Below are 17,996 nucleotides of genomic sequence, written 5' to 3'. Positions count from 1 at the left end.
CGAGAAGAATGGTGGAGAGCCAGCGGATGAGGGGAGGGTCAGCGGGCGCTCAGAAGCGAGCGCCCGCCAGCTAACTATCGAGCGATAACGCAGCCAGCGTGGCCACCATGAGAGCTTTGATGGTGTGCATGCGATTTTCAGACTGCTCGAAGACAATGGAGGCTGGCGATTCAAAGACCTCGTCGGTGACCTCCAGAGCCTCCAATCCATAGCGTGCCGCGATGGAGCGACCCAGGCCCGTCTCGGTATTGTGGAGAGCTGGCAAACAATGCATAAAGAGAACCTGCGGGTTGCGAGTGAGGGCCATGAGCTGGGGCGTCACTTGATAGGGCGTGAGGAGCCGGATGCGCTCCCCCCACAGTGCCGGGTCCTCACCCATCGACACCCAGACATCAGTATAGATGACGTCGCAGCCACGCACAGCCTCCGCGACATCCTCGGTCACCGTGAGGCGGGCACCGCTGTTTGCCGCCAGGGCCTGTACCTCCTGCAGGCGCGTCTCACCGGGCCAGAGCTGACGCGGCCCGGCCAGGCGGACATCCATCCCCATCAAGGCCCCACCCACCAGCAGCGTATCGGCCATGTTATAGCTCACATTCCCCACAAAGCAGAAGCTCACCGCCTCCAGCGGCTTCGCTACATGCTCCTGTATCGTGAGCAGGTCGGCCAGGACTTGCGTCGGATGTGAGTGGGCAGTCATGGCATTCCAGACCGGCACCCCGGCGTAGCGGCCCAGCTCCTCGACCGTCTCCTGAGCCTGACCACGGTAGGCGATGCCATCGTAGAGCCGCCCCAACACACGCGCCGTATCCCTGATGCTCTCCTTCTGCCCGACATGCGAGCCGCTGGGACCAATATAGGTGACATGGGCCCCCTGATCAAAGGCCGCCACTTCAAAGCTTGTGCGCGTGCGCGTCGAGTCCTGTTCGAACAGCAGGACAATATTCTTGCCGCGCAAATACTGCTCTTCTTTCCCGGCAGACTTGGCCGCCTTCAGCCGGCTGGCCAGCGCCAACAGGGCGCGAATCTCCTCAGCGCTGAGGTCCTCCAATTTTAGCAAGTGCCGCTTGCTCAAATTGCAGGCCACGGTTGAGCTAATCCTCCTGAAATAACAGAGCAACAATCTTCTTCGTTCAGCCCAGTCTCCCGCCACAAGGGCGCCCCGCCCAGCCAGCACGACTGGGGGCTGTGCTCATAGGCTACCACGTTTCCACCCCCCAGCGCAAGCCATAAGCAGAGCTATCCGTCAAGCAGCCGCACACTCGAGGCAGCCTGACCGGAGAGGAGAAGGAAGGAGCTTATCACCTTCCAGGCGCCAGCGCGACAGAATAGAATCAGAAGGAGGGAGAGCATCCGTCTGTCTCTCCCTGCATCAGGGTCAGGTCTCGTTTCACTGAGGAGAGGATGCGGACCATGCTCGTCGCCTATGGACCAGACGGTCAGCCCGTGATAGCTGATGAGCGGGCCTTGAATCAGCTGCAGGAATGGTCGCAGCAGCGCCAGCTGTTCTGCCCCAACTGCCGCGCTGTGCTGCACCTGCGCGGCGGTCCGGCACGACGGACGCAGCTCCATTTCGCTCACCGCAAAGGAGAATGCCCCTGGAGCACCGAAGAGGAATCAGAGCGGCACATGCGTGGCAAGGCCGTGCTGGCCGCCTGGCTGGGCCAGCAATTTCCCGCCGCTCGCGTCACTCTGGAGGAACGGCTCCCCGAGCCGAATCGCATCGCCGACGTCTTCGTGAAACACACCGATGGCCGCCAGCTGGCCGTTGAGTTCCAGTGCGCTCCGCTGGAACTCGAAGAGTGGCAGCGCCGCCACCTGGCCTATCAGCAGGCCGGCATCACCGATCTCTGGATCATCGGCAGCAATCGGCGCGACAAGCAAGAGGCTTTCCAAGAGGCCATTCTCGAGGTCAGCGGCACCCTCGTCTTTCTCGATCCCTTGCTTACTCCCGCCCGCGCCTGGCTGCGCTGGCCCCTGAGCGCCCAAGCCCTGCAGGCCTGGCAGGAGGAGAGACCCAGCTCCTCCCAGGCCCCCAATCTGAGCACTGGCGGCTGGGTCGGGCGCCTGGGCTACGGCATGACCTTGAGTACCACTCTTGGCGAGTTACGCCTCAACGACCAGGGAGCGATCAATCATCCGCTGCGCGTCGAGCACGAGCGCCGCCTGCGCCTCCGCCATCTGATGACCTTCGCCGACAGCGTTGATGAGGATCTTCTTGCAGCTTATCTCTATAATACAGTTAGTGCTGAGATGATTCAGCGCGTGCTCCGTCCCCTGCTGCGGGCCTATCGCAGCGATCCCGACCTGCTGCGTCGCTATAACTATGGGCGAGGAACTCCTGAGCAGCCGGTGCGGGAAGCGGACCGCCAGCGCGTCGCTCGCGCCTGCTCCTGGCTGAGACAGCTGGCCAGGCAGGGCTTTCCGCCCGTACGCTTGCGTGAAGTGACGCAGGAGATCCCTTTCGTCGGACCTTACGCCGCCTTCGTCCGCTATATCGAAATGTTAGTAACGCTCGCCCAAACTCACCGTTGAAACCGTTTGCCATACTCAGGCGTGTTGACAGAGAAGAAAGGCAGCAGTCGGGCAGTCGCGACCATCAGCAATGATGGCCCAGCTTGGACTGGCCATGCCTTCTCTATCTGGCAGGAAGGAAGGAGGGCAGGATGAACAACTTCTTTAGAGGAGTTCTGGTCGGCGTTGGCATCGGCCTGTTGATTGCTCCTATGCGCGGCGAAGAGATGCGCCAGCTACTCGGCGAGCGGCTGCAGCAGTTGCGCGGCTATCTCCCTGACAACGAGCAACTGAATGAATACATGCAGCAGGTCTCCAGCCGCGTCTCGCAGACCGCTGGTAACGTCAAGGAATACGCGCGCCAGGCCGCCACGCGCGTGCGCGACACTGCCGAGGAACTGGGCAGCCTGGCCCAGAAGTCGGCGCAGGATGTCAGCGAGACCGCACGCTCCCTCAAACCATCCAATCAAAGTTAGCCCAACCTGATCGTTCTGGAGTCGGTCCGGCAGCGCCGCATCTGCACCTGGGTCGAGCATGCCCAACCCAGGTCAGCTTGCGGCCCGCGCAAAGCCTTATCCCAATAGCGCCTGCCTCTTTCGAGGGGCAGGCGGCTCTGCTCCTGGCTCCTGGTGACAGCACCCTCCCCCCAGCCAGGCCGGAGGCTCAGGCCCGGCCCTCCAGCTCACGCCTCTGCCACCGCCGGCGTACGATAAGGAATCCGCTCAATCTTCAGGTTCATCGCCGCCAGCCGCGGCACGATATTCCCATAACCCCGCTCCAGGAAGTGAATTCCTGTAATGACCGAGGTACCGCGCGCAATAGCCGCCGCGATCACATAGGCCAGACCAGCGCGCAAATCGGGAATCACAATCTCCTCATCGACCGCCGTAAAGGGCGTCGGGCCAATAATAATGGCGCTATGCTCATAATTCATATCGCGATAGCGACACGGTACGCTGCCCAAACAATGCGTCGTCAGCTGCGTCCGCGCCCCCAGACGATTGAGGGCCTTAAGATAGCCAAAACGCTTCTCATAGACGGTCTCGTGAATAATCGAGATGCCATCGGCCTGCGTCAGCAGCACGGCAAAGGGCTGCTGCCAGTCTGTCGAGAAGCCCGGATAGACATCGGTCTCAATGATGGCCGGACTGAGCATGCGTCGGCGGAAAAAGCGGATACTGTTCGCGTCGACAAATTCGAAGCCCCCACCCACCTGCTGGTAATAGGAGAGAAAATTGCCGAGACTATCGGGGCGAATCCCATGTACCGTCACATTGCCGTCGGAGGCACAGGCCAGCGACGCCCAAGAAGCCGCCTCGATGCGGTCTCCCAGCACCGTCATGCGCGTTCCTGTCAGACGCCTGACCCCCTCGACCCGAATATCACGCCCCGGGGAGGTGAAGATAATCGCCCCCATCGAACGCAGCATCGTAATCAGCTCAAAGATTTCCGGCTCGATCGCCGCATTCGAAATCAGCGTGCGCCCCTCGGCCAGCACACTCAAAAACAGACAGGTCTCGGTCGCGCCCACACTTGGATAGGGCAGATGAATATGGGTCCCGCGCAAGGACTGCACACGCTGCGCCACATAGCCCTCGGGGGTCTCCTCCACCAGACCACCAAAGCGCTGAATGGCATCGAGATGGAAATCCACCTTGCGCGCCCCAATCTGGCAGCCGCCCACAACCGGCACCGCGACGCGCTCGAACCGATGGAGTAAGGCCCCCAGCAGCAAGATCGGCGCCCGGTTGCTGCCAGACTGAGCCAGGGGCACCGTCGAAGCATGGACCGTTGTCGGATCGATGAGCAGCGTTGTTTCATCAAGCTGTTCCACCCGTGCCCCGATCCCCATCAGCATCTCTGCCGTGATCTGGACATCCCCAATGGGCGGCACATTGGTGAGCACCGTCGGCGTCTCTCCCAGCAGAGCCGCCACCATCGCCTTCGTCGCAAAATTCTTCGCTCCCAGACAGGTAATCTCGCCCACGACAGGATAGCCGCCCTCAATGCGATAGGCGTAGGTCGTCTGCTGTGATGTTCCTAAAGCGTTGGGCATAGGCATCATCATTCCCAATAGCACACACTTCCGCTGAGAACGCCTCGTCCTCAGCTCATTCTTCCCTGCACATGTTCTTGTAACAGCGTAACAGAGGCAGAAAAATGCGACAGCCTGCACATTATTGTATCATCCCTGCGCAGACTATCGCCTTTTCCAGCCAGGGCAGGCAGGCTGCAGTCGCCGCAGCCCTCCACGATCAAGCGGATCTTCAGCGCTGCTCCGCCCGCCTGGCGCTACCAGTACTTTCGGCTAGTACTTATAGAAATGCTGACTGGCCACCTCCTCCGGAGTCTTCTCGCGGAAGAAATCGGCTTCGGCCCGTTTCACGGCCACATAGGAACCTGCCAGCAACGGCCCCAGAGCCTCCACGAGGACCGTATCGCGCTCCAACTCATCGAGGGCCTCATCCAGCGTCGCCGGTAGCCGACGAATGCCCCGCCGCTCGCGTTCCTCATCGCTGAGGTTGCCCGGATCAACCTCGACCGGCTCTCCCGGATCAATCTGCTGCTGGATGCCGTCCAGACCCGCAGCGATCAAAGCCCCCAGCGCCAGATAGGGATTACCACTATGATCAGAGGGCTTCAGCTCCAGATTGACCGATTCGGCCTCCCGTCCCCAGAAAGACGATGGCACGCGAATCGCCCCCTCACGGTTATCGTAGCCCCAGGCCGTATACGCCGAACTCCAGAAGTGCGGTAGCAAGCGGCTATACGAGTTAGGACTGCCACAGGTCAGCGCCACCAGCGCCGGCAAGTGACGGAGCACCCCACCAATGAAATATTTGCCAGTCTGGCTCAGGCCACCACGCTGCTGCGGGTCATAGAAGAGATTCTTGCCAGCCTGGGAACTCCCCTCAGCGCCCCACAGACTGAAGTGAATGTGGGCCCCACTGCCGGCCTGATCCAGAAAGGGCTTGGGGGCAAAGGTCGCATACAGGCCATAGTGACGCGCCGTCCCACGCACAACCTCACGCACCAGGCAGACGTGATCAGCCGCCGTCACGACCTCGGCGTGGCGGATCGACAGCTCTTGCTGGGCTGGTCCCAGCTCCGTATGAAACAGCTCCACCGAGAGCCCGACCGCTTCCAGCGCGGCAAGAATAGCATCGATCACCTCTGCTTGCTCATCCAGGCCGATACTACTGTAGCAGAGACTCTGGTCCGCCGGCACAAAGCGGCCTCCCACGTCACGCGCCAGATAAAACTCATGCTCGATGGCCGCCTCGGCCCGCATGCCCTGCTCAGCCAGGCGCGCTACCATACGCTTCAGAAAGGTGCGCGGACAAGCCTCCCAGGGCTGACCATCCAGACGCACCATGTCGCACAGCATACTGGCACTGGCCGGAACATAGGGCAGCACCACAAAGGTCTGTGGATCAGGAATCAGGCGGAACTCACCCACCGGCCCCATCCCCTCGACTGTCGCCAGGGTCTCAACCGCCGTGAAAGCCTGCATCGCCAGGGTCTGCCCGATGCCTTCGCGCATGCGCGTCGCCAGCTTCTCCACATGCGTCGCCTTGCCCCGAATGATCCCCCCGTTATCACAATAGAGGAAACGCACCAGGCGCACATTGGCCGCCCGAGCCTGACGCACCACATCGCTGATATCCATAGGGACCCTCCTTGCTGGTTCTGAACACAGCTCGCCACTGAGCGGAACGGGAGGTCCATCTAGACAACCTCCGCTCCGTCAGCTCGTGCCTGCTCTGCTGCTGCTAGTATACAGCAGGCGTGGCGTCTGTGTCCGCCCCTGCGGAGGCACTTTCTTAGCGCAGCCTGGCCATACACTCGTGAGCAAAGAGACGCACCGATTCAAGCTGGGCCACATCAGGGAGATAGACAATCACTTCCTGCGCCCCAATCTCCTCATAGGCCGCCAAACGCCGGCGAATCGTCTCGGGACTTCCCACCAGCTCACGCTCGCACAGCTGCTCAGGTAGCACATTGCGCCCCATGTAGGACTGCCGAGCCTTGCGCATGGCCTCCTCATCGGTCTCCGCAATAGCACAATTAAAGAGCACCGTCCTCTTAATCGCCTGATAATCGCGCCCAATAGCCTCGCAGTGCTGCCTCAGTACCGCGAATTTGTGGGCAATTCCCGCCGGATCGAGATGGCCGACATTGCAGGCATCGGCATACTGAGCTACCAGCTTCAAGGTCACCTGCTCACCCCCACCACCGATCAGCAAGGGAATATGCGGCTGCTGCACCCCCTTGGGCTGATTAATGGCGCCATGCACCTGATAATAGCGCCCCTCAAAATAGGGCTCCTCCTCGGTCCACATCTTTAGAAGAATCTGCACGGCCTCGCGCAACATGCGCAGGCGCACCGGAGCTGCTGGAAAGCCATAGCCATAGGCGCGCCACTCGTGCTCGTACCAGCCGGCCCCAATCCCGAAGTCCAGTCGTCCGTGACTGAGTACATCGACCGTACTCGCCATCTTGGCCAACAGGGCCGGATTGCGATAGGCGCTGCAGGTCACCATCTGCCCAATACGCACCCGCCGCGTATCGCGGGCCAGGGCCGCTGTGCTCGTCCAACACTCGAAGGTCACCTCTTGCAACGGCTGCGGCACTGTATGGAAGTGGTCAAAGAGCCAGATCGAATCAAAACCCAGGTCCTCAGCCTCACGGGCCACGCGCGTCATCGTCTCATAGGCTTCAATCGGATCAGCAATACCTACCAGATCGAGGCGCCAGCCCTGGGGGACCAATAGGCCAAATCGTAACGCCATGATAGCTCTCTCCTCACGTGCGTCTCTCCGTCAAGCAAGCCAGGGAAACGGCTCGCTTCTCCAGCAGGGTCTCACCAGCCTCTAGCCTCGGCTTCTCCCTGGCAGGCCCTGCCCTTGCCCATTATATACCACGTTCAGCGCCCCTCTGCCTGCCCCATTCTTCCCTCTCCCGACCTGCGATCAGCGCTTGCCTCTTGACACCCCAAACTATCTTTTCTATATTATACAGACGTCTGGACTAAACAGTACAGTCACTGTTATTGGATAGTACAGTATGCTTGCTTCTGGGGAGCCGAAGTCATCATGGCTGAGCGTGATCCTGATCCTGGCGACGCCAGAGCCAGGGGCAAAGAGCGCCTGATTCAGGCAACGGAGAGCTTGCTGCGCAGCCGTCCCTTTGAGGAAGTGACCGTTGAGGAGATCGCCAAAGAGGCCAAGCTATCGCGTCCGGCTTTTTACTACCACTTTGCTGGCGGCAAAGAGCAGCTGCGGGCGACGCTGGTAGAGCGCGGGCTACTACGCGAGAGGCCGGCCCAGGATACGCGCGAGCTGATCCTGGAGACAGCGCTGCGAGCCTTTGCGCGCTCGGGGATCTCGGCTACGACGATGGATGAGATCGCCGCTGAGGCTGGGGTCTCACGCGGCACCCTCTGCTGGCACTTCCACAGCAAAGAGGAGTTGCTCGCAGCCCTGATCAGGCATTACATTCCGCATGGGACGCTGCAGTCCGCTATTGCCGAAGCCGTGCAGCAGGCCGAGGAAGGCCAGATTGACGACCGTACGGCACTCTACCGCATTGTGGCGGCTTTCCACGATACGCTCATGGCTACTCCTCAGCGCGACTTGTTGCGCCTGGCCATGCTGGTGATCCATAGCCACCCTGACGCGGCTCAGATTCTGGCAAGGGTGCTGACGGAGAATCGCAAGATCCTGATCAGCTTTGTACGCAGGCGGCAGGAGCAAGGTCGCTTTCGCCGCACCTTTGCCCCGGAGCTGATCGTGCAGATCCTGGCTTCGATCTTCGTCTCACGGGTCGTGGCCCGTGGCCTGCTCAGCCAGCTGTCCGTGAGACAGTTTTCTCGCGAAGAGCTGATCGAGCAGGTGGTCGATCTGCTCTTTTACGGCATGGTACCCTGTGATCCAGACAAGCGAGTCTAGCTAAAAAGGAGTCCTGCAAGCCAAGATTGGTTCCCGCTCTGCGTGAGTGAGTGAGTGAGCGAGTTTCGCGATAGAGAAGAGGAGCTTTGCTATATGCAAGCAAGCGAGCAAACAAGGGGGCGTGGGGGTGGTTTGGCCTATAAGTGGATCGTGGCGATTGTGGTGATCATCGGCGTCTTCATGTCGATTCTGGACCAGACCATCGTCAATATTGCTATCCCCCATCTGCAAGCGGCCTTTGGAGCCGATCTGCACACCGTCCAGTGGGTGCTGACAGCCTATATTCTAACCCAGGGCGTGGTCACGCCAACGGCGGCCTTCTTCGCCGACACGTTGGGGATCAAACGCTTTTATATCATCTCTCTGGCAGCCTTTACACTTGGCTCGGCTCTCTGCGGTCTGTCCTGGAGTCTGCCAGCCCTGATCTTCTTCCGCATCCTGCAGGGCATCGGCGGCGCCTCGCTCTTCCCGCTCTCAATGGCTCTAGCCTTCAGGGAGTTCCCTCCCGAGGAGCGCGGGATGAGCATGGGTCTCTTCGGAGTGCCGGCTCTGCTGGCGCCCGCCATCGGCCCAACCCTGGGCGGCTACCTGGTCACGTATGCCGGCTGGCAGCTGATCTTTTACATCAACGTGCCCGTCGGGATCGTGGCTGTACTGCTGGCGATCTTCCTGCTGCGCGAGCAGCCAGTGGAGCGCAGGCCGCGCTTCGACGCAGCGGGTTTTGTCTTTGCCGCTGCTGGCCTGGCCTCCCTGCTTTATGCTCTCTCCGAGGCCAGTACCTACGGCTGGGGCTCGACACTGGTACGCGGCTTCTTGATCGCTGGCGTACTGGCACTGGCGATCTTCACAGCCATCGAGCTGATGCTAGCAGCGCGCGGAGGCGAGCCACTGCTCGACTTACGCATCTTCGCCAATGGTCCTTTTACAACCAGTACCATCGCCCAGGTCTTCATCATCTTCGGCATGTTTGGAGGTCTGTTCCTTTTCCCGATCTACTTGCAGGATTTGCGTGGACTGAGCGCCTTCCAGGCCGGCCTGCTCCTTCTGCCACAGGCTCTGGCCTCGATGGTGAGCTCGGTGTTAGGTGGGGTACTGGTCGACCGGCTCGGAGTGCGCCCGGTGATGATTCCGGGCCTGCTGGCCCTGGCGCTGGCAAACTGGGAGTTGACGACTCTCACGGTCCACTCGCCTTTCGGCTGGTTCCAGTGGATTCTGGTCCTGCGTGGCGTGGCCCTCGGCCTCTCGGTGCAGCCGCTGGCCGTGGCCAGTCTCTCGACGATTCGCCCCGAGAAGCTGGCTCAGGCCTCTTCGATCAGCACGGTCACCCGGTCGGTCTCTAGCTCCCTGGGCATCGCCGTGCTGGCAACGCTGGTCCAAACGCAGAATCAGATCCATTTCGGCCACCTGGCGGAGATGGTGACGCCCAGCTCTCCCCTGGGACAGCTGATCCCGCGCATCCAGGCGCTCTTTATCCTGCATGGAGCTGACGCTCGCTCGGCCTATAACGCGGCTCTCCAGCTGATCGCTCAGCTGCTGCAGCAGCGCAGCTACGTGCTGGCCATGCAGGATGCTTTCCGTGTGACCCTGCTGGCCACGCTGCTGGCTATGGTGGCGACACTCTTCGTACGCTCGGGTGTTCGTCCTCGCTGGGCACGCCGTCGTGGGACCCCCCAGGCCAGCGAGGAGCGCACGGCTGCCGCTATGGAGACCATGTTTGCCGGCTAGCCTCGCTCGCCCTATTGACAGCCTGATTCTTACATGACTATCCGACCAACACAACCCGCACGGAGTTTGAGCTTGCTTACTTCGCCTCACGCAATCCAGAAGGACTAATTGGAGGAGTGTGATTCAGATGAGACGCTTGATTCTGATCCCCGTCCTGACGGTGGTCGCTTTATTTGCGATTGCCGGCGGGATCGCTTACTGGATTTACTATAACTACACGTACTATAGCACCGACGACGCTCAGGTAACTGCCCCGATTGTTACGATCAACGCGCCCACTAGCGGCACGCTGACTACTCTGAGCGCTAACCTGGGTGACCATGTGAATGCCGGTCAGGCCGTAGCCCAGCTAACACCTGTGGCGACCACGACCACTAGCGCGAGCGCAAGCGCTGCCTCACCAGCACAGAATGCCTCTGCGTCTACGGCGGCTACTCGCACAAACGCAGCCCGGGCTGTATCTCTGACCAGCCCTATCAGCGGGACGGTGATCCAGGTCGCGGCTGTCCCCGGCCAGCAGTTGGTCGCCGGTTCCCCACTGCTGGAAATCTATGATCCCAGCCACTTGACGGTAACGGCCTACGTCGACGAGAATGCTATCAACAATATCCAAATTGGCCAGAGTGTCGATATAACAATCGATGCCTATAAAGACACAAAGTTTACGGGCCATGTGAAGCAGATTGTCCAGGCTGCCGCTTCGGAGTTCTCGCTCCTGCCGGTGCAGGATAACGCTAGCGGCAATTTCACCAAGGTCGGCCAGCGCATCCCGGTGATTATTAGCCTGGATGGCAGCGCCGGTAAGACCTTGATGCCCGGTATGAGCGCTGAAGTGACGATCCATCTTCACTAAAGGAGACTCCGCGGGCGAGCTGCTGCCGCTCACCATTGGCTCAACAGCTGCGTCCAGGCGAGCGGAGCGATGATGGAGGCAGATACTCGCCCGCTGCCGATGCGAGGCCAGATCCAGCAGCCTGGTTTTAGCGGCCAAGACTCCGACAGCCAAGGCCGGGCTGGCTCAGGGGAAACACTCCTTCCCTCAGTTACTGAGGACGCCCTTAACAGTCGTCTGTCGCGTCGCAACGCTAGCCCGCCAGGGGACTGGCCTCGCCTCCGTTACAGAGCAACTAACTCAGCCCAGTCTGGAATTGCTGTGCTGGAGGGGAAATCAGAAAGCAAAAGATAAGAGGTAGAAGAAGCTTACCTATCAAGGCTTCGAAGCGCTCAAGAAAAGGAGCAAAACAGTGGTCTTGCTCATCTCAGGAGGCTTACTTGTCCTCGGTCTGCTGGCCATTGTGGCCCTGATCTGGGTAATCAGAAGCACAGCAGCCGAGGAGCTTCCAGCACGAGGCTCGACCTCAGCTGCACCGCGCGTGGAGGTGGCTCCCGCCCTCGAGTCTGAGGAGCGGGAGGCCCTGCCCGTTGGCGAGGATCACCATGAGCACTCTCGGGCCCACGAACTGGCTCTGCTGAACCCGGAGCTGCATACCCTGGCGACCCAGCTCCGTACTCTTCATCAGCAGTCAGCAGAGCTAGAAGAGCACCTGAACACTCTGATACAGGTCGTGGAGCGTATCGAGCGCTCGCTGCCAGCCCCAACGGAGGCCGGAACTGGCGCCGGAGCCGAGTCGCCAGAGTATCGGCCCAGTCAATCCTGACGTCTTTATGCCTCACAGGGCCAGGGGCAAGGAAACGAAGCATGAGGCCTCTCACTCCTCATCGCCATCGACCTGCTCCCTGGTCCTGGCTTAGAGACCCTGCGGACCCTGCGACCTGATCCCATTGATCAGCGCCTGCCAATCGCGCAAAATGACATAGTCAAAAGGGAAAGCCAGCTCAGGCATCGCCACAGGCCGGAAAAAGGCCAGTTCGCTAACTTCGCTCGCCTGGGGAGCCAGCTCCTCTAGCGAGCCGGCGAATGGACGCGCTCGATAAGCGACAAGCAGATGGGGGCTGCCCTTCCGACTGTAGAGACCGAGCAGGTTCAGCAGCTCGACGCGCAAATTGGTCTCTTCTTTCACTTCGCGCAGTGCCGCCTCTTCCAGCTCTTCCCCGCGCTCAACATAGCCACTGCAGAAACTCCACTTTCCCCTCCCAGGCTCGATAGCGCGCCGGCCCAGCAGGAGTTGCCCCTCATGCTCAATGATAACAACTGTCACTACCTTTGGACCAAGATAGAGCACAAAGCCACAGGCCGGACAGCTCGGTCGCGCCACCGCTCCTACGGTCTGCTCCCGCAAGGGCGTAGCACAGAAAGGACAGTAGCGATACACAAACTCAACCATCGATGACCTCGCGTTTCCAGAGGAGAGAAGAGCGCATCGGGAAGAGCCTTTGCCAGGCGGACCCCACTCTGCTTTGTCTTAGCGATCAGCAAGGGCCCGCGCCAGCATGACAACCGCCACAAACTGGCGGTAGATGTCTAACAGATTCTCGCCACTGAGGCAGACCGTACGCGCTGCTCTCCGCTCAACGCCTCGCACACTACAGGCCATCTCAGCCATGTCAGCCACTAAGAAAGTGACCTCCAGCCGCACTGGCAACTCGAAACTGGGAGGGACCAGACGCTCATCACCGCGGGCCAGACGCTCAACGGCACGTTGTGCTCCCGCGCGCAGCAGTTCGCAGGCTTTGTCTGGATGAAGGTGAGCAGCGGCAAAGCGTCCAAGGGAGTGCTTGACGACGATCTTTTCGGCGGCAGGCGCCACACTTTCAGCCTCCTGGGCCGTCACGTCGTCGCCACTGACGAGCACGATCGGGACCCCATAATGAGCCGCTACCAGGGCGTTGATGCCCACCTCACCTACGATCTGCCCGTTGAGGCGGACCTCCAAAATGGCAGCCGGGCTATAGGTATGGCCGAGGACAGCTCGCTCCGCTCCAATCGAGCCATGATAGCTGACAAAGCAGAGGCCCGCGAAACTGCTGTCGAGTCCCTCCATCATATAGAGAGGTTTATGGCGACCGCTGATGAGGATAGCTTCCCCAGCCAGCTCCTGCGGGTGGAGATTGCGCATAAAATGATGAGCATCATTGACTACGAACTCGCTGGCTCCGGCCTCCTGGGCCCCACTGATGACGGCATTGACTTCACGTGTCAAGAGGAGACGCCCTTGCGCGTATTCCGGCTGCCCTTCGATGATTTGTTCCCAGGCCACAATGCCACTGGTCCCTTCAAAATCAGTCGAGAGAAAGAGCTTCATCGTCAATTGGCTCCTTAGACTGTGCAATTTACGCCGGCAAGGAGAGAGCGCCCGGGCCAGCAGCCGCCCGACAGATCTCGACACTCGCCTGCCGCCCGGTCTGGCGCGGGTATTCGCTCAGGATCGCCTCTCTCAATCGCTCCACTGCCGCGCTACGCACCAGATTGATGGTGCAGCCCCCAAACCCTCCCCCCATCATACGCGCTCCCAGCACCCCCTCAACTCCACGCGCAATCTCTACGAGCGCGTCAAGCTCCTGACAGCTCACCTCGTACTCATCACGCAGTCCCGCATGCGTCTGCCAGAGGTAAGGGCCAACGGCCTCCACCTCACCACGCTCTAGCAGACGCGCGACCGCCAGCACTCGCTCATTTTCAGCTACGACATAGCCAGCCCGCCTTCGGAGCACCTCGGGCAGCCGAGAGGCATAGCGCGCGAACAACTCCGGCGTTACATCGCGGAGAGAGGTGATCTGCGGCCCGGCAGCTTTGCTGTCAGATTCCTGCTCCGTCTCAGCCTGCACCAGCGCTGCGAGCAAACGCGCCGCTTCCTCGCACTGCTGCCGCCGCTCATTGTAAGCCGAAGCCGCCAACTCACGCCGCACCTGGGTATCGGCCACTAGCAGAGCCACCCGCTCGCTCTCAAAGGGCAGATAGCGGAAGTCTAGCGAGCGGCAATCGAGCAGCAGGGCCTGACCGGGACGCCCGAGGCACGAGGCGGCCTGGTCGAGAATGCCACAGCGTACTCCCGAGGCCAGATGCTCAGCCCGCTGACAGAGACGAGCGACCTCCAGGGGGGACAGGCTCGTTGGCGCCGCCACCCCTTCCTCGATAGCAAAGCGGCCACCTGAAAACAACGAGGCCGCCCAGGCCGTCGCTACTTCCAGAGCCGCAGAGGAACTCATCCCCCCTCCCAGGGGAACATCGCCATGAAGCACCGCGCTGAAGCCTTGCAGCTCCAGACTAGCCGCCTTGAGTTCGCTCAAGACCGCCAGCACGTAGCGCGCCCAGGACGGCAGCCGCGCAGCCTGAGCGTTGAAGGTGGCTGGCAGACCTTCTAACTCGATCTCAGCCAGCTCCTGAAACTGTCGCGACCAGAGGCACACTCGGCCATCACCCCGCGCTCGCCCGGCAAAGGCAGCCACACGGTCAACCGCCAAGGGCAGCACAAAGCCCTCATTATAGTCGGTATGCTCACCTATCAGATTGACCCGCCCAGGCGCCCAGGCCACACCCAGAACAGCCCGTTCGTTAGTCTGCTCCTCGTCCGCGCCAAAGACCGTCGAAAAAAGTTCCAGCGCTAGCCGCGCGGCAGACGGTAACTCTTTTGGATCATTCGCCACCATGAGCAATCCTCTCGATCGCTTCTCGCAATTCCCGCGCCTTTTGAAGAGGAGATGAATCGTTGGTCCACAGCGACCAGAGCATCTCGGAGGAGGCTGCATACTTTAGCTTGCCCGGCGCTCTTCCAACCGCCAGAATTTCAATATGGAGATGGAAACGCTCATCGGCCAACTGATGAACGCCAAGCATATAGGGCATGGGGGCCATGAGGCCATTGCTGAGGGCATTGTAGGCGCGCACCACCTGCAACAGCAGGGCCGCCAGATCGGCCAGCTCCTCATCGCTAGCCGCCGCCAGATTGGCAATATGGCGGCGCGGATAGAGATGGGTTTCGTAAGGATAGCGCACATAAGGAGGGAGAAAAACGTGCCAGCTTGCGTTAGACACTATTTCATAAGGACCGTTGTCCAGCTCGGCTCTCACTCGGCAGAAAGGGCAGCCGCGCCCCGCCTCCAGCTCCAACCTCACCGTCTCCAGTTCCCGCTCCAGTAGCGGCGGCACCACCGAGACCCCATAAGCCTGACCATGCGGATGCAATTGCGTCTGGCCGATGCTCGTGCCACTGTTCTCGAAGATCATCACCGCGGCATAGCGCTGACTCAGATCGCGATACAGCTCGCGCCAGAGCTGCATTACGGCACAGACCTCCGACACACTCAGACGGGTAAACGTTCGCTCGTGATCGCGGTGGTAGATGACCACATAAGCCTCTCCGACCGGCGGATGAAAGGGAGGGAAATCGTTAGGGTGAAGCCACACCTGAGTTTCAGGCCCAACCCGCCCTTCGAGCACATCGGCACAGAAAGGGCATTGATCCGTCCCCTCCCGGCGATGCATTCGATGCGGTGCGTTCACCACATAGTGACGCAAAATAGGATTCCATACCAGAGCCTTCGCATCGTCGTACATATCATCCCTGCCTGCATCCTGAGAAGATAGCGTTCACAGATAGCGATGGGCCGTTTGCGTTCCCAGCAGCACGCAGCGACCGGCCTGGGCCAGGGCAGTCAACAGCGCGCCCTTATCGACCACTCTCTGCGGCGGCAGTCCCTCATCCGAGCCGAGCAGCCACTCGTTCCAGGTCTGCCAGTCAGTAAACAAGGCCCAGGCCACTGGAGCGACCAGAGCATGAGCCGCGCGCAGAATAGCCAGGCCATCCTCATAGCCCGGCTCCAACTGATCCACCGCTTTCAGGCCCGCCGCCCGTAGGGCCTCAAACGTACGCAGCGAGCGGACCTCGCCCTCCACCACCTCACAAACCAGGCCCAGCATGAGCTGTTCAGCGGCCTCCCCCCCCGGCGTCTGAGCAGAGAGCTGCTCCGGCAAGGCGGCCTGCCACACAGCCACCACCAGGCAGCAGGGCGAGGGCAATCCACGTAGGAAGGCCTCGATCTGCCCTTTGGTCCAGCCATGCCAGACATAGCCCTCATCATTCTGCTGCTCTAACAAGAGAGCGGCATTCAAGAGGCCCCTGGCACGTTCCCAGAGGGGCGAATCCCCATCAATCACAGCTACCTCTTGTGCTAACACAGAGCACACCTCTCCAAGGAGAATAGATCTGACCTCCTTATCATATCATCTTCTCTTTCGGCGGGCGACGTCGTTGGCGCGAGTAGGATTGGCGAGCCGCGGGCGAGCCGGCAGCCGAGCGAGGGTCCTCTCCTCTAGATTCAGAGCCGGCAGATAGGGTATAATGCAAACAGCCTGGGCGCAGTCTAGCCGCTCAGTCATGTTTTCATCTCATCACACGCGCAACAAGGAAGGTACCATACCGTGCCCTGGTGTAAATTTTTTGTGCCTAAGATCGCTACTGCCGGGATCAGGCCCGATGATCCTGCGCTGAATGAGCATATCGAGTACGCCAAGTGCATCAAGGGGCATGTCCTCAGAGATGCCAATGACTGGATTCTTTGTGAAAACCTACCGGCCCCCGATGCCCGCTGTTGGCAGGAAGGTGGTGAAACACTCTTCTCGCTGGCGGGTCGTCGTGGAGGAGCTGCAGGTTCCCCCAACGGCTCCGATAGGCGGGGAAGATCTGACGACACCGTCGTGCAACGCGGCTAAGCAGCCGGCGGCTGTCAGCATCAGAGGCTGATCCGCCAGGGAGGAAGCAGGTAGGGGACTATGCGTCGAAGCTCACCGTCATCCTCAACCGCCGTGCAACCCGCGCCCGAACAGCTCGCGCGGGTTCATCATCTTCTGCTAGAGTGGTACGCCCGCGAGCAGCGACCGCTGCCCTGGCGCATGACAAACGATGCCTACGCCATCCTGGTCTCCGAAATCATGCTCCAGCAGACACAGGTAGAGCGTGTCATTCCCAAATATCACGAGTTTCTGAGCCGCTTTCCCACCATTGCGGACCTTGCCGCCGCGCCAACGGCAGCAGTTATCTCAACTTGGGTGCCCCTGGGCTATAACCAGCGTGCTGTGCGTCTGCAGGCCATTGCTCGCCAGGTGGTCAACTACTACCAGGGGCGCATTCCTGACAGCCTGGAGGAGCTGCTCAAGCTCAAAGGGATCGGACGCTACACTGCCGGGGCCATTGCCTGCTTCGCTTACCGTCAGCAGGTTGCCACTGTTGACACGAACATCCGCCGTGTGCTCCACCGACTCTTCATCGGCCTGGAGCATCCTGAGCCACGCCTGAGCGATGCCGAGACGCTGACCCTGGCAGAGCAGGTCTTGCCTCCTGGTCGGGCCTATGAGTGGAATCAGGCCCTCATGGACCTGGGAGCCACGATCTGTACGAGCGCCAGCCCACAGTGCGAGCGCTGTCCCATCCGCGAAGCCTGCGCGGCCTACCGCGAGCTGAGTGCTCAGAGCCTCTTTCCTTCGGGAGCAGTCCTACGCACCCTGCGCAAAGTGGCCGAGAAGAAGGGCGGCTATCAGGCTCAGCCATTCACGCAAAGCGATCGCTATTTTCGGGGCCGCATCGTCGCCCTGCTGCGAACCTTGCCACCAGAGCAGCGCCTTCCCCTGGCCGAGCTAGGGCCACGCATCAAGCCATCCTACACGGAGGCCGATCTCCCCTGGCTCCAACGGCTCGTCAGTCGCCTGGCCCGCGACGGCCTGGTTGATTACCAGGAGGAAGAGGGGGTACGGCTGCCATAGTCTCGTTTCCACTCGCTCGGCGCTTCTGAGGGCCGCCAGAGGTGCTGGTCTCGCCGCAGCGTCAGCTCCGGTCGGTTGGCCCTCCTGCTGAGGCAATAACTGTCTCCATTGCATTGCAACATAGTGTATGATATGTTGCGTGGAGACCG

At 60.7% G+C, this 17,996-nt stretch carries 17 protein-coding genes; 8 read left to right on the top strand and 9 right to left on the bottom strand.

Features of this window, described 5'->3' with window-relative positions:
* Positions 1-70: 70 nt before the first annotated feature.
* Positions 71-1,087: an ornithine carbamoyltransferase gene (gene argF, locus N688_RS08510; RefSeq protein ID WP_052888880.1), complete on the bottom strand. Its 1,017-nt coding sequence runs from the start codon at positions 1,085-1,087 to the stop codon at positions 71-73.
* 326 nt (positions 1,088-1,413) lie between these two features.
* Between argF and N688_RS08505 the strand changes: the two genes are divergently transcribed.
* Together N688_RS08505 and N688_RS08500 are read left to right on the top strand one after the other, a co-directional pair.
* The gene (locus N688_RS08505; protein WP_052888879.1) at positions 1,414-2,535 is read left to right on the top strand and encodes a competence protein CoiA; all 1,122 of its coding nucleotides are present in this window, start codon (positions 1,414-1,416) and stop codon (positions 2,533-2,535) included.
* Positions 2,536-2,666: 131 nt separating this feature from the next.
* A complete protein-coding gene (locus N688_RS08500) occupies positions 2,667-2,990 on the top strand; it encodes a YtxH domain-containing protein (RefSeq protein ID WP_052888878.1) in 324 nt (107 codons plus the stop codon).
* A 206-nt stretch (positions 2,991-3,196) separates the two neighbouring features.
* Here N688_RS08500 and murA read toward each other — a convergent pair whose 3' ends face one another.
* From murA to N688_RS08485, 3 genes are all read right to left on the bottom strand, one after another.
* A complete protein-coding gene (gene murA, locus N688_RS08495) occupies positions 3,197-4,582 on the bottom strand; it encodes a UDP-N-acetylglucosamine 1-carboxyvinyltransferase (protein WP_202901871.1) in 1,386 nt (461 codons plus the stop codon).
* Between the two features lie 240 nt (positions 4,583-4,822).
* A complete protein-coding gene (locus tag N688_RS08490; RefSeq protein ID WP_052888877.1) occupies positions 4,823-6,184 on the bottom strand; it encodes a glutamine synthetase family protein in 1,362 nt (453 codons plus the stop codon).
* Positions 6,185-6,338: 154 nt separating this feature from the next.
* Complete coding sequence (locus tag N688_RS08485; protein WP_052888876.1) at positions 6,339-7,307, bottom strand: LLM class F420-dependent oxidoreductase; 969 nt, start codon at positions 7,305-7,307, stop codon at positions 6,339-6,341.
* Positions 7,308-7,610: 303 nt separating this feature from the next.
* Here N688_RS08485 and N688_RS08480 point away from each other — a divergent pair, with 303 nt between their 5' ends.
* The 4 genes from N688_RS08480 (at position 7,611) to N688_RS08465 (ending at position 11,848) form a co-directional block, all read left to right on the top strand.
* A complete protein-coding gene (locus tag N688_RS08480; protein WP_052888875.1) occupies positions 7,611-8,465 on the top strand; it encodes a TetR/AcrR family transcriptional regulator in 855 nt (284 codons plus the stop codon).
* Positions 8,466-8,558: 93 nt separating this feature from the next.
* The gene (locus tag N688_RS08475) at positions 8,559-10,190 is read left to right on the top strand and encodes an MDR family MFS transporter (RefSeq protein ID WP_052888874.1); all 1,632 of its coding nucleotides are present in this window, start codon (positions 8,559-8,561) and stop codon (positions 10,188-10,190) included.
* 127 nt (positions 10,191-10,317) lie between these two features.
* The gene (locus N688_RS08470) at positions 10,318-11,043 is read left to right on the top strand and encodes an HlyD family efflux transporter periplasmic adaptor subunit (RefSeq protein WP_052888873.1); all 726 of its coding nucleotides are present in this window, start codon (positions 10,318-10,320) and stop codon (positions 11,041-11,043) included.
* A gap of 391 nt (positions 11,044-11,434) precedes the next feature.
* The gene (locus N688_RS08465; protein ID WP_052888872.1) at positions 11,435-11,848 is read left to right on the top strand and encodes a hypothetical protein; all 414 of its coding nucleotides are present in this window, start codon (positions 11,435-11,437) and stop codon (positions 11,846-11,848) included.
* A gap of 90 nt (positions 11,849-11,938) precedes the next feature.
* Here N688_RS08465 and N688_RS08460 read toward each other — a convergent pair whose 3' ends face one another.
* From N688_RS08460 to N688_RS08440, 5 genes are all read right to left on the bottom strand, one after another.
* Entirely contained in the window at positions 11,939-12,475 is a 537-nt protein-coding gene (locus tag N688_RS08460; protein WP_052888871.1) for an NUDIX domain-containing protein, read from the bottom strand.
* 78 nt (positions 12,476-12,553) lie between these two features.
* Positions 12,554-13,393, bottom strand: coding sequence for a M55 family metallopeptidase (locus N688_RS08455; RefSeq protein ID WP_052888870.1), 840 nt, complete (start codon positions 13,391-13,393; stop codon positions 12,554-12,556).
* Between the two features lie 28 nt (positions 13,394-13,421).
* Positions 13,422-14,738 (bottom strand): galactokinase, encoded by a 1,317-nt coding sequence (gene galK, locus N688_RS08450; RefSeq protein WP_052888869.1) that lies wholly within the window; start codon positions 14,736-14,738, stop codon positions 13,422-13,424.
* Positions 14,725-15,645, bottom strand: coding sequence for a galactose-1-phosphate uridylyltransferase (gene galT, locus N688_RS08445; RefSeq protein ID WP_052888868.1), 921 nt, complete (start codon positions 15,643-15,645; stop codon positions 14,725-14,727). Before galT ends, galK begins: the two co-directional genes overlap by 14 nt.
* A 33-nt stretch (positions 15,646-15,678) precedes the next feature.
* Positions 15,679-16,266, bottom strand: coding sequence for a hypothetical protein (locus N688_RS08440; protein ID WP_052888867.1), 588 nt, complete (start codon positions 16,264-16,266; stop codon positions 15,679-15,681).
* 243 nt (positions 16,267-16,509) lie between these two features.
* Here N688_RS08440 and N688_RS22735 point away from each other — a divergent pair, with 243 nt between their 5' ends.
* Complete coding sequence (locus N688_RS22735; protein WP_156025350.1) at positions 16,510-16,800, top strand: hypothetical protein; 291 nt, start codon at positions 16,510-16,512, stop codon at positions 16,798-16,800.
* 60 nt (positions 16,801-16,860) lie between these two features.
* Positions 16,861-17,847: an HhH-GPD family protein gene (locus N688_RS08435; protein ID WP_052888866.1), complete on the top strand. Its 987-nt coding sequence runs from the start codon at positions 16,861-16,863 to the stop codon at positions 17,845-17,847.
* The last annotated feature ends 149 nt before the right edge of the window (positions 17,848-17,996 follow it).

The organism is Thermogemmatispora carboxidivorans (genome assembly GCF_000702505.1).
Classification (GTDB): Bacteria; Chloroflexota; Ktedonobacteria; order Ktedonobacterales; family Ktedonobacteraceae; genus Thermogemmatispora; species Thermogemmatispora carboxidivorans.
The sequence above is the reverse complement of the archived record's forward strand: the minus strand, read 5'-3'. Positions and strand labels throughout refer to the sequence as shown.